11 protein-coding genes and 1 pseudogene are annotated in these 12,039 nt (G+C 68.8%); 7 read left to right on the top strand and 5 right to left on the bottom strand.

Annotated elements, in window-relative coordinates; genetic code table 11:
- The first annotated feature begins 119 nt into the window (after positions 1 to 119).
- From ABZU76_RS09865 to ABZU76_RS09880, 4 genes and pseudogenes are all read left to right on the top strand, one after another.
- Complete coding sequence (locus tag ABZU76_RS09865; RefSeq protein WP_354866952.1) at positions 120 to 458, top strand: metalloregulator ArsR/SmtB family transcription factor; 339 nt, start codon at positions 120 to 122, stop codon at positions 456 to 458.
- Complete coding sequence (locus ABZU76_RS09870) at positions 455 to 880, top strand: SRPBCC domain-containing protein (protein WP_354866954.1); 426 nt, start codon at positions 455 to 457, stop codon at positions 878 to 880. The genes ABZU76_RS09865 and ABZU76_RS09870 overlap by 4 nt, the downstream gene beginning before the upstream one ends.
- Before the next feature lie 138 nt (positions 881 to 1,018).
- Positions 1,019 to 1,411: pseudogene (locus ABZU76_RS09875) on the top strand (PGPGW domain-containing protein); the annotation flags it as partial.
- Between the two features lie 544 nt (positions 1,412 to 1,955).
- Entirely contained in the window at positions 1,956 to 2,627 is a 672-nt protein-coding gene (locus ABZU76_RS09880) for a TetR family transcriptional regulator (RefSeq protein ID WP_354866956.1), read from the top strand.
- Here ABZU76_RS09880 and ABZU76_RS09885 read toward each other — a convergent pair.
- The 5 genes from ABZU76_RS09885 to ABZU76_RS09905 all read right to left on the bottom strand — a co-directional run bounded on the left by ABZU76_RS09885 (position 2,575) and on the right by ABZU76_RS09905 (position 7,527).
- A complete protein-coding gene (locus ABZU76_RS09885) occupies positions 2,575 to 3,267 on the bottom strand; it encodes an epimerase (protein ID WP_354866958.1) in 693 nt (230 codons plus the stop codon). The genes ABZU76_RS09880 and ABZU76_RS09885 overlap by 53 nt on opposite strands.
- A complete protein-coding gene (locus ABZU76_RS09890; RefSeq protein ID WP_354866960.1) occupies positions 3,264 to 3,662 on the bottom strand; it encodes a carboxymuconolactone decarboxylase family protein in 399 nt (132 codons plus the stop codon). Before ABZU76_RS09890 ends, ABZU76_RS09885 begins: the two co-directional genes overlap by 4 nt.
- Positions 3,663 to 3,686: 24 nt before the next feature.
- A complete protein-coding gene (locus ABZU76_RS09895; RefSeq protein WP_354866962.1) occupies positions 3,687 to 5,438 on the bottom strand; it encodes a sugar-binding domain-containing protein in 1,752 nt (583 codons plus the stop codon).
- A 63-nt stretch (positions 5,439 to 5,501) separates the two neighbouring features.
- Positions 5,502 to 6,107: a LysE family transporter gene (locus ABZU76_RS09900; protein WP_354867611.1), complete on the bottom strand. Its 606-nt coding sequence runs from the start codon at positions 6,105 to 6,107 to the stop codon at positions 5,502 to 5,504.
- A gap of 271 nt (positions 6,108 to 6,378) precedes the next feature.
- Positions 6,379 to 7,527 carry an AAA family ATPase gene (locus ABZU76_RS09905; protein WP_354866964.1) on the bottom strand — a complete coding sequence of 383 codons (1,149 nt, stop codon included), beginning with the start codon at positions 7,525 to 7,527 and terminating at the stop codon, positions 6,379 to 6,381.
- A 532-nt stretch (positions 7,528 to 8,059) separates the two neighbouring features.
- On the opposite strand from ABZU76_RS09905, the gene ABZU76_RS09910 reads away from it, so the two are divergent.
- From ABZU76_RS09910 to ABZU76_RS09920, 3 genes are read left to right on the top strand one after another with little or no spacing between them, the layout of a single operon-like run.
- Complete coding sequence (locus ABZU76_RS09910) at positions 8,060 to 10,087, top strand: fibronectin type III domain-containing protein (protein ID WP_354866966.1); 2,028 nt, start codon at positions 8,060 to 8,062, stop codon at positions 10,085 to 10,087.
- 57 nt (positions 10,088 to 10,144) lie between these two features.
- Complete coding sequence (locus tag ABZU76_RS09915; RefSeq protein ID WP_354866968.1) at positions 10,145 to 11,110, top strand: sugar ABC transporter permease; 966 nt, start codon at positions 10,145 to 10,147, stop codon at positions 11,108 to 11,110.
- Between the two features lie 54 nt (positions 11,111 to 11,164).
- Positions 11,165 to 12,034 carry a carbohydrate ABC transporter permease gene (locus tag ABZU76_RS09920; RefSeq protein WP_255638692.1) on the top strand — a complete coding sequence of 290 codons (870 nt, stop codon included), beginning with the start codon at positions 11,165 to 11,167 and terminating at the stop codon, positions 12,032 to 12,034.
- Positions 12,035 to 12,039: the final 5 nt, after the last annotated feature.

Raw genomic sequence — 12,039 nt, forward strand, 5'->3', positions numbered from 1 at the left:
GGAGTCGAGGTGGTTCGTCTCTGCGACCACCGGGGACCGCCCGGACCGACAGCGATGCGGGGAATTTTTAGTTAAGCATCCACTTGACTATCGGGCGCGACGGGCGCATGGTTAAGCACATGGTTGACCATCAGCTCGACCGGGTGTTCCAGGCACTCGCCGACGCGACCCGGCGCGAGCTCGTGGCGCGGCTGGTCACCGGACCCGCCGCGGTGAAGGAGCTGGCGCAACCGTTTGCGATGTCGCTGCCTGCCGTGATGCAGCACCTGCGGGTGCTCGAGTCGTGCGGGCTGGTGGCTTCGGAGAAGGCCGGTCGGGTGCGCACGTACCGGCTGGAGCCGGCGGGCCTGCGCCTGGCCGAGCAGTGGCTGCGCGAGCAGCGCACCGGTTGGGAACAGCGGCTCGACCGTCTCGGTGGCTTTCTGGCCATCGACCGACAGGAAGGCAACACGTCATGACCGATGTCAAACATTCCACGTTCACTCTCGAACGCCGTTACCCCGCGCCGCCCGCGCGCGTGTTCGCCGCGTGGGCCGATCCGGCCGCGAAGGCGAGCTGGTTCGGCGGCAGTGAGCACTCGCTCGACTTCCGCGTGGGTGGGCGCGAGGTCAACCACGGCGGCGACCTCACGTTCACGTCCGACTATCACGACATCGTCGACGGCGAGCGGATCGTCTACGCCTCGACGCTGAGCCGTCCCGACACGGTGACCACGGTGTCGGTCACCACGGTGGAGCTCGTCCCGGACGGCGCCGGCACGCGGTTGGTGCTCACCGAACAGGGCACGTTCCTCGACGGACACGAGGAGCCGGCGTGGCGCGAGCAGGGCACGGGTGACTGGCTTGACAAGCTCGGCGCGCACCTCGGCGCGCAGGCCTGATACCGGTTCGGGACCGCGGCCGATTCCGCGGTCGGTCCACTTCGGACGCGTGCGCCGATCCCGGGGTGATCCGGAGTTTCTCCGGGCGCCCGGTCCGTGAGCCAGGCACACTGGCTGAAACGGACAGAAGGGGGCCGCGTGGAACTCGGCAAACCGGTGAAGCAGGCGATCGCCGCGGTGGTGGGCGGCGTGCTGGTCCTCGTCGGGGTCGCGTTGCTGGTGCTGCCGGGACCCGGGTTGCTGCTGGTGCTCGCGGGACTGGTCGTGCTGGCCTCGCAGTTCCCGGCGCTGGAACGGTTCGTCGACCCGGTGCGCACGCGGGCGATGAAGGCCGCCGAGGACAGTGTGGCCTCGCCGCTGCGGATCGCGGGTTCCGTGCTCGCCGGCCTGGCGCTCTTCGCCGCCGGCATCGTGTGGGGCACGGTCGACTGGCTGCCGTTCAGCGGCTGGAGCACCGGGTCGAGCGTCATCCTCTCCGGCGTCATCCTGTTCGTTCTGCTGATCTGGAGCTACCGGCGGGTCAAGTCCCGTGAGGGGGAGGCGCTTTCGGCGCCCTCCGGGCAGAATCCGAGTATGACCACTTCGGACTCCCCGCAGGTGCCGGCCGCGATCCAGCAGTTCGTGGACGCCACCAACAAGGCCGACGCCGAGAGCTTCGTCGACGCCTTCACCTCCGACGCGTTCCTCGAGGACTGGGGACGCAAGTTCCACGGCCACGAAGGCGTGCTGAGCTGGAACGAAACCGACAACATCGGGGTCGGGGCGAACTTCACCGTGAAGGGCATCAAGCCCGGCGAGGGCGCGGACAACTACGTCCTCACGCTCGGCGTGAAGAGCAACCGCTTCAACGGCACCGGCACGATGACGATCGACCTGCGCGAGGGCAAGATCGCCAGCCTCGTCATCTCCTGACCCGCTTTTACCGCGAACCCGAGGACGTTCGGGAAGCCGGACGTCCGCGGGTTCGTGGGAGATGGGCCACAGCGTTCGACTCAAGAGGCCAGTGGTTCTTTATCGTCCGCCAGTCGGCCATCTCGACGGGTTAACAGACTGCTGGGCTGCTAACCTCAGGCCCGTGAGCACCGGTTTCCAGCGTGCCCGCCGCCCCGAGCAGGTCGAGGCCCGGCGCGCCACGATCCTCGCGACGGCGACGGCGATGCTGCGCGAACGGCCGGTCGCCGACATCAGCCTGCGTGAGCTCAGCGATCGCGTCGGCCTCGCGAAGTCCAACGTGCTGCGCTACTTCGACAGCCGCGAAGCGATCTTCCTCGAGGTGCTCGACGAGGTGTGGCGGCGGTGGCTGGACGTCGCCGCGCGGGCGCTCACCGTCGTATCGGTCGACGGCCCCGGCTTCGTGCGCGAGGAACGCGTGGCCGCGACGATCGCCCGCACGCTTCAGGAAGACCGGCTGCTGTGCGAGCTGATCAGCTCCATGGCGTCGGTGCTGGAGCGCAACATCTCCGTGGACACCGCGCGCAGCTTCAAACACCGCGCGGCCGCCAACATCGACCGGCTGGCCGGGTTGGTGCGCGACGAAGTCCCGGAACTCTCACGCACCGGCGCCGCGCACTTCGCGGGCGCGGTGTTCGTGATCGTCGCCGGCCTGTGGCCCTACGCCAACCCGACCGAGGCCGTCGCCACGGCCAGCGCCGAAATGGGTGTGGCCCCCGGCGCCGACCTGTTCGCGGAGAACCTCACCGAAGGCCTGGCGAACCTCCTGGCCGGTCTCGTCGCCCGAGGTCGTTGAGGTCGCGCGACTCCAGGATCCGCCGGGGGTAGCCGTCGGCTGCGACCGAGATCATCGCGCGCCCGAGCACCTCGGTCGTGATGAACATCGCCGGGAACCGTTGGAGCAGCGGGAAAAGCGGCGCCGTGACGCGGTAGATCCCGCGGTACAGCGGCGTTTTCGACGTGATGCGGTGCTGTGGCTGGATGAAGCCGGGCCGGAACGCGTACGCGTCGAGCGGCAGCCGGGCCAGGGCGTTTTCCGTGGCGCCCTTCACCCGCGCCCACCGCACGCGGCCGCGTTCCGTGCTGTCGGTGCCGGCGCCCGAGACGTAGAGGAAGGTCGCGTTCGGCCGCGCTTGCGCGTAGGTGCGGGCAACGGAAAGCGTGAGCGCGTAGGTGATCCGCTCGTACTCCTCAGCCGGCATCCCGGCCGACGAGACGCCGAGGCAGAAGAAGCACGCGTCGTATTCCGCGAGCTCCTCGGCGTGCGGGCTCAGGTCGCCGAGATCGTCGGGCACCAGCTCGGTCACCTTCGGGTGCTGGGTGCCGGTCGCCGCCCGCCCGACGGTCAGCACCCGCTCCACGCGATCGTCCAGCAGGCACTCCCGCAGCGCGCCCTGGCCGACCATCCCGGTCGCCCCGAACAGGACGACCTTCACGCTTCACCCACCGGCAGCAGGCCGCGCTCGCCGAAGACCTTCTTCGCCACGGCGGTCGCGTTGAGCGCCTTCGGGAACCCGCAGTACCCCGCCGACTGCAGCAGCGCCTCGACGATCTCCGCGGGCGTCAGGCCGACGTTCAGCGCCGTCCCGATGTGCAGCTCCAGCTGCGGCTCGCACCCGCCCATCGCGGTCAGCATGCCGATCGTCAGCAGCTGCCGGTCGCGCGGCCCGAGCGCCGGCCGCGAGTAGATCTCCCCGAACCCCCACGACACGATCTGCCGCGCCATGTCGGGCGCGATGTCGCCCAGCCCGTCCAGCACCTTCTGGGCGCTGCCTTCGTTCACGGCGTTCATGGTGTCGAGGCCGAGTGCGTAACGCTCTTCTTCGGTCATGCTCCGACCGTATGGGATCGGGGGTCACCGCGCGGCGGATCGCACGGCGAGGTTCGCTCGGCGGGCCACCGCGAAGTCGAGCTTGCGGACGCGGCGGTCGTAGGTGAGGAAGCCGTTGACTTCCTTCTCGACGTCGGTGAGCTGCGTGTAGACGGCGGCGGAGAGGCCTCGGCGGACCTCGGTGACGAGCTGGTGCTGGAGCTCGACGTAACGCGTGGTCAGAGCTGCGCTGTCGGGTTCCAGTTCGTAGGCGAAGCTGCCTGGCGGGTCGAACTCGTGGCCGTGGACTTTGAGGCCCAGGCCGCCGTACTCGCCGTCGACGGTGGCGCGGACGGGGTCCGGCGGTGGGGTGCCGGGGCCGGGGTAGGTGTGGTCGTCGAGGAGGTCGCCGTGGCCGGTGTCGGGTTGGGAGCGGCAGCAGTTGACGCCGGATTCGGCGTCGACGAGGCGCGTGGGGTCCCAGGCGGCGATCTCGTCGGCGACGCGGGCGACGTCGAAGTCGCCCCAGCCCTCGTTGAAGGGGACCCACGTGACGATGGAGGGGAACGAGCGGTGCTGGTCGATCACGCGGCGCAGCTCGGCCTCGAAGTTCGCGCGGGCCGGGGGTGTCGGGGTGACGTTTTCCGTCATCGCCGGCATGTCCTGCCAGACGAGGAGGCCGAGGCGGTCGGCGTGGTAGTACCAGCGGTCGGGTTCGACCTCGAGGTGCTTGCGGACCATGGTGAAGCCGAGGGCCTTTTCCTGCTGTAGATCGAATTCCAGGGCGGCGTCGGTGGGGGCGGTGTAGAGGCCGTCGGGCCAGAAGCCCTGGTCGAGCGGGCCGAGCTGGACGGACGGCTTGCCGTTGAGGAGGATGCGGTGGTTTTCGACCGCGATGGAGCGCAGGCCGAAGTAGGAGCCGACGGTGTCTCCTGTGGACAGTGTGACGCGGAGGTCGTAGAGGAAAGGGTCGTCGGGCGACCACAGGCGGGGATGGGGGAGGGTGATCGTGGTGGGGTGGCCGGCGGTGCCTTCGGCTCGGGCGACGACGTGGCCGTGGTCGGAGGCGGTGGCTTGGAACGGGGTGCCGTCGGCGCCTTGGACGGTGAGGGTGGCCTCGCCGGTTGCGGTGTTCGAAGTGGTGTCCACGCGTGTGATGTGCACGGGCGCCACCGGTTCCAGCCACACCGTCTGCCAGATTCCGGACGACGGGGTGTAGAAGACTCCCGCGCCTGGTGCGCGTTGTTTGCCGAGCGGCTGCCCGTTGCCGGTCGTGTCCGTGACGCCGACGACGAGTTCCTGCGGACCGGTCGTCAGGGCGTCGGTGCTGTCGGCCGTGAAGGAGTCGTAGCCGCCGATGTGGTGGGTGACTTCGCGGCCGTTGACGTAGACGGTGGTGTCGTAGTCGACGGCCTGGAAGTGCAGAAGGATCCGTTGGGAGAGCCAGGATTCCGGGACGTCGAAGGTGCGGCGGTACCACATCCGGGTCTCGTGGCGCATGATGCCGGACAGCGCCGATTCGACGGGGTAGGGGACGAGGATCCGTTCCGGCAGCTGCCGTCCGAAGGGTGGTTCGGGGGTCCCGGTCTCGAACTCCCAGACTCCGTTGAGGTTCTGCCATTCGTCGCGGGTCAGCTGCGGGCGCGGGTACTCCGGCAACGCGTTGGCGGGGGAGACGGCGTCCGTCCACGGTGTACTCAACGGTGGCGTCTGCCGGTGCCACTGCGGCTGCGCGACCGGGGTCACGCCGGAAAGCCCGAACAGCAGCACCGCGAGAACTACGGCAGGACGCACCATCGTCGGAACCTCCGGTTCACTTGATGATCATCTCTACCGGCTGCCGGCTCGGATGTAAATCGCTCACTCCGGCAAGACCAGGCGGACGGCCAGCACGACGATCACGACGCTCGACACCAGTGCGGTCCCCAACCGCCCGCGACAGCCGGCGAGCACGCGGCCCAGCAACACCCCGCCGCCCGCGAGCAGCAGCTGCCAGCTTGCCGACGCGACGAACGCGGCCAGCGCGAACACCGTGCCCGTCGCCGTGCCGCCGACCACGAGGGCCGTGAAGTACACGATCGTTGCCGGGTTCAGCAGGGTGAGGCCGAGGAAACTCACGTACGCGCGCGCTGGTCCCGGTGGGGCGGCCTCGGCTTCGGGCGTTGCGCCGGCGCGGTACCTCCGCCACCCGCCCACCGCCGTGTGTGTCGCGAGTGCCACGAGCACCACCACGGACGCCCACCGCAACGGCCCCGAGACCGGCGCCAACACCGGCGCGAGCGCCGCCCCACCGCTCACCGCGACGACGGCGTAGACGCCATCCGCACTGGCCACCCCGAGCGCCGCCGCCGCGGCGACCCGCGGCGACGTCCGCGCCGCCAGCCCCACCAGCACAGCCCCGACCGCCCCCACCGGCACGGCGATCCCGTACCCCGCGAGCGCCCCGGCGACCACCGCCGCCGTCACGACCGCGCCCGACCACACCCCCGTGGCTCGCACTGCTGCCCACGCCGCACCCGGGCAGGGGCGATCGGCGTGCGGTGCGGTGTGGTGGTAGTGGTCATGTCCGGAAGCCTGACCCCGGATGGTTCGGTGGGCAACCGATTTTCACCGCGCAGGGCCACGACGGCACGGGCTACCGAGTCCGCAAAGGACGCGGCACGGAGGGCGCGCTGGGCTCTACGCCGGTCGGAGATCGTTGCCCGGGTGCGTTTTCGCCGCTGGGTGGCGGGAAAGATCAGCGTTTCGGCCAGTGCCACGAAGGTCGATCCAGTCGACCCTGTCCGGAAAGGACAGTCGCCCCGAAGTCCTTTTCCAACTCCAGCAAAGCCGCGCCCGTCGAGTCCAACGCTCGGACCAGCGGCTGCGAGTGCGACACCACCACCAGCTGCGTCCGGCGGGCCGCCCGGGTGATCAACGCCGCCAACGCCGGCAGCAGCTCCGGGTGCAGGCTCGTCTCAGGTTCGTTCAGCACCAGCAGCTCCGGCGGCCGCGGGCTCAGCAACGCGGCAACCCACAACAGATACCGCAACGTCCCATCCGAAAGCTCGGCCGCCGTCAGGGGCCGGAGCAACCCGTGCTGCTGAAACCGCAGCTCGAACCGACCGTCCGCCGAGCCGATGTCCACCGAGGCCCGCGGAAAAGCATCGTCGACAGCCGACTCCAGCGCCGCGGAGTCACCGAACTCCTGGATCGTCCGCAGAGCCGCCGCGAGGTCGGCGCCGTCGTGGTCGAGGACGGGGGTGCGGGTGCCGATGCGGGATTCGCGGGCCGGCGCGGTGGCGTCGGTGCGGAACTGGTCGTAGAAGCGCCACGCGCGGATGCGTTCGCGCAGCAGGAGGAGCTCCGGGGCGGGGAAAGAGCTCAGCATGCTGTCCGTCAGGCCGATGGGCTGCGGCTCGGCCGGCCACGCGCCGGTGTCGTCGCGGGCCCGCAGCGTGGGGCCCGCGCGGTCGACGAGGACGGCGCGCGACGAAAACACCGGGCCGGACCACATGCATTCGCGCTTGAACTCCGGGTCGAGGGAGAACATCGAAGGACCCGGGCGGGGCAGGCCCAGATCCAGCGCGTAGCCGAACTCGTCGTCCGAAAACCCCAGCCGCAGGCCGATCGGCTGGGTGCGGCGCGTGCCCTGCACCGGGGAGCGCCCGGAACGGACCGCGCGCCCGATCGCCTCCGGGCCGGCCCACAGCGTGGAGGGCAGGCCGCCTTCGCGGGCCAGCGCGGCGACGGCGCCGTTGTGCGCGGCGTCGGCCAACAGGCGCAGGGCGCGGTAGAGGCTCGACTTCCCGCTCCCGTTCGCGCCGGTGACCACCGTCAGCTCCGACAGCGGCAGCACCAGATCGCGCAACGACCGGTAGTTCTCCACGGCAAGGGTTTTCAGCACGCGGCCGACGCTATCCGCCCGCACCGACAGATAACGATCGTGACTACGAAGCTCCCGACCCCGGGTGCTCCCACCTGCGGCTCTCACCGTCAGTTGTCAAATTAATTCTGCCCGTGTTCGCGGCCGCTGGACTCCGGGCCGTATTCGTCAGATCTTTGTCCGCGACCTCGTTGACACCGCCGAAGCGCGAGGTGAGAATCTCGTTTCACATATCCTATAGGATCTGCGGTTCGAAAGAGGTGTCTGTGGTGGCAGCGGGGCGAAAGGTCGAGGTCCCGGGATGCGGGACGGCGATCTGTCACCGTCGCGCACCCGGAAGCGCTTCGCGAAGAACGCCGTCAACGAGTGACTTTCCGCGCCGGGACCTCCGATGTCTGGGCGCGTACAGCGACTGAAGCCCACCCCCGAAGTGGCTGAAGTCAGCAGGAACGCCGGGCGGCGCGCGGGCCGTCCGGTGCCAAGGTCCGACCTCAAAGGAGTGGTCATGGTTGTCAGGCCAACATCGGGCAGAACCGGGAGACGGAAGTTCGCCGTGCTCACCGGGATCGCCGCCTCGGTGCTGACGCTTTCGGCGATCCAGATCCCCGCCACGGCCGCACCGGCGGCTCCCACCCAGGACAGCACCGCCTCGAACAGCAACAGCACCCAGATCGCCCAGAAGCCCTACCTGGGCTGGAGCAGCTGGAGCCTCGAGTCCACGAACTACCCCGGCGTGAACCCGACCGGCGGCGGCAGCTGGCTCAACGAAGCGCACGTGCTGCAGCAGGCCGACATCCTGGCGGCGAAGTTCAAGCAGCACGGCTACGAGTACGTGAACATCGACGCCGGCTGGGTCGGCTCCTTCGACCAGTACGGCCGCCCGGTCGTCGACGCGAAGAAGTTCCCCGACGGCATGGCCTACGTCGCGGACTACGTGCACAAGAAGGGCCTCAAGCTCGGCTCCTACCTCGCGGTCGGCCTGGACCTCAAGGCCTACAACGACGGCAACTCGCCGATCTTCGGCACCACCGACTGCCACACGCGCGACCTCGTCTACCCCGACCTGCGCCAGACCAGCGGCTGGGACAACCAGTCGTACCAGATCAACTTCGCCAGCCCCTGCGCCCAGGCCTACATCCAGTCGGAGGCCGACGTGCTCGCCGGCTGGGGGGTCGACTTCCTCAAGCTCGACGGCGTCGGCCCGGGTTCGTTCAAGGGTGACGCGGCGCACGACAACACCCCCGACGTGAAGGCCTGGTCCGCCGCGCTGAAGAAGACCGGCCGGCCCATGCAGTTCGTGCTGTCGTGGTCGTTGTCGCACAACCAGATCGACACCTGGAAGGCCAACTCCAACGGCTGGCGCATCGACACCGACGTCGAGTGCTACTGCGACACCCTCGTCACCTGGAACAACTCGGTGAAGGGCCGCTGGAACGACGTCGTGCAGTACATCCCCGACGCCGGCCCGGGCCACTGGAACAACCTCGACTCCCTCGATGTCGGCAGCGGCAAGATGGACGGCATCACCGAGGCCGAGCGCCAGAGCTACATGACGCTGTGGGCCATCGAAGCCGCGCCGCTCTACCTGGGTGACGACCTCACGCAGCTCGACGACTACGGCACCAAGCTGCTCACCAACGACGAGGTCATCGCCGTGGATCAGGCCGGTGTGCCGGCCAAGCCCGTGAGCCAGAAGAGCGACCAGCAGGTCTGGTACGCCCGCAACGCCGACGGCAGCTACACGGTCGCGCTGTTCAACCTCGGCTCCGCCCCGACGTCGGTCACCGCGAACTTCGGCGACTTCGGCCTCACCGGCGCGGCCAAGGCTCGTGACCTCTGGAGCCACCAGGAACTGGGGCTCGCCAACGGTTCCTTCACCGCGAACCTGCCCGTCCACGGCTCGAGGCTGCTGCGCCTGACCCCGGTCAACCCGGTGCAGGTCTCGGCGCCCGCCGTGGTCCACGGCACCGCCTCGACCCCGACCAGCGTCTCGCTGGCCTGGGACGCGTCGGCGGGCAAGCTCGCCCCGGTGACCGGCTACGACGTGTTCGCCGGCGGCCACAAGGTCGCTTCCGCCACCGGCACCAGCACGACCGTCAACGGCCTCAAGCCCTCGACGTCGTACACCTTCACGGTGGTGGCCCACGACCGCCTCGGCCGCAGCTCCGCAGCGAGCACCGCGGTGTCCTACGTGACGCCCGCGGCTTACGGCCCGGTCGTCTACGAGGCGGAGAACGGCAGCCCCGGCGGCGGCGCGACGGTGTACGACTGCGCCTGCTCCGGTGGCAAGAAGGTGGGCTACATCGGCGGCAGCGGTCTGCTGACCATGAACAACATCAAGGTCGCCGCCGAAGGCACGTACCTGGTGAAGCTCGGTTACGTCGACGGTGACACCAGCCGCTCGGCCGTGGTCACGGTCAACGGCAGCTCGTTCCGGCTGCCGGCGCCGGGCACGAACGACAACGACTGGAACACCGCACGCACGATCACGGTGCCGATCTACCTGATGGCCGGCAACAACCAGGTCATCTTCGGCAACCCGAGCGACAGCGTGTTCGACGTGGACCAGCTGACCGTCTGACAACCCCCGTGAGTGGCGGTGAGAGCCGCCACTCACGGACACGAGTGAGGAGACGCCGTGGTGGTGACCACGCACAACAACAGCCTTCCCGTGCGAGGCGCCACCACGGCGTCCCGTGTGGACAGACCCCGCAAACGACAGCCCGGCGCGGCCGCGCACCGGCACGACGCCAAGATCGCGTGGCTGCTGGTCCTGCCCGCCATCCTCGGGTTCGGCGTGTTCTTCGCCTACCCGACCATCCGCGGCATCTACTTGAGCTTCACCGAGTTCCACGTGCTGTCCGCGCCGAAGTGGATCGGGCTCGACAACTTCACCGAGCTCGTCGCCGACGGGGTGTTCTGGAAGTCGCTGCTCGTCACGATCTACTTCGTGGTGCTGTCGGTGGTCCTTGGCATGCTCGTGTCTCTGCTGACCGCCGTGATCCTGCACCGGCTCGCGGCCTCCACGACCGTGCGTGGCCTGATGATCCTGCCGTTCCTGATCTCCGGCGTGGTCACGGCGCTCACATGGTCGCTGATGCTCGACCCGAGCCTCGGCATCCTCAACGTGCTGCTCACCAAGATCTTCGGCCACCCCGTGCTGTTCCTCGGTTCCGGCGGCTGGGCCGTGCCGACGCTGGCGGCGATCAACGTGTGGAAGTCCATGGGCTACAACGCGGTGCTGATCTTCGCGGGCCTGCAGACGATCCCGGCCACGATCTACGAGGCCGGCCGCATCGACGGCGCGAGCGAGGTGCAGATGTTCCGCCGCCTCACGATCCCGCTGCTGCGCCCGATCCTCGTGATGGTCGTGATCCTCACGGTGATCAGCTCGTTCCAGATCTTCGACATCGTGGCCGTGACCACGCAGGGCGGGCCGGAGAACGCGTCCAACGTGCTGCAGATGTACATCTACAACAAGGCGTTCCGCCAGTTCGACTTCGGCTACGCGGCCACGATGTCGCTGGCGTTGTTCGTCCTTCTCATAGCCATCACGTTCACGCAGCTGCGCATGGCGCGCGCCAACGAATCCGACACGAACTAGGGCAGGGACATGGTTACGCTGACTCGACCGGCACCCGCCCGCACACGCAAGCCCGTGTCCGCAGGCCGGATCCTCGCCTGGGCCTACGTCGTGGTGATCCTGCTGATCACGATCTTCCCGTTCTACTGGATGCTGCGCACCGCGCTGTCCAACAACTATTCGCTCTCCACCGACCCTTCGTCGTTCTTCCCGGTCGACTTCACCTTCGGCGCCTTCAAGCGCGCGCTCGGGCTGGCTTCACCGGCGGAAGCCGCGGCGCAGGGCGGTTCCGGCGCGTCGCTCGGCCTGACGCTGGCGCTGCGCAACTCGATCATCTACGCGGCACTGCTCACCGTGTGCACGGTGTTCTTCTCCGCCATCGCGGCCTACGCGTTCGCGCGGCTGCACTGGCGCGGGCGCAACACCGTGTTCTCCATCCTGCTCACGGCGCTGATGGTGCCGCAGGTGCTCACGCTGCTGCCGAACTTCGTGCTGGTGAAGGACCTTGGCCTGCTCAACACGTTCGCCGGCCTGGTGCTGCCCAACGCGTTCTTCTCGGCGTTCAACATCTTCTTCCTGCGCCAGTTCATGCTCGGGCTCTCCACGGAGATCGAGGAAGCCGCGATCATCGACGGCGCCGGACCCTTGCGCGTGTGCTTCCGGATCGTGCTGCCGATGTGCTCGGCACCGATCGCGACGCTCGCGTTGCTGACGTTCATCAACACCTGGAACGACTACTTCTGGCCACTGCTCGTTTCCTCGGACACGTCCACGAGCCCGCTGACGCTGGCTTTGGCGGTGTTCAAGCAGTCTTCGCCGCAGGAGGCGCTCGACTGGTCGGGCCTGATGGCCGCCACCATCATCGCCGCGCTGCCGATGCTGCTCGTGTTCATGGTGTTCGGCAGGCGGATCGTGAACTCCATCGGGTTCACCGGGCTCAAGTGAGAGAA

Origin of the sequence: Amycolatopsis sp. NPDC005232, assembly GCF_040607795.1 — a bacterium.
GTDB lineage: Bacteria > Actinomycetota > Actinomycetes > Mycobacteriales > Pseudonocardiaceae > Amycolatopsis.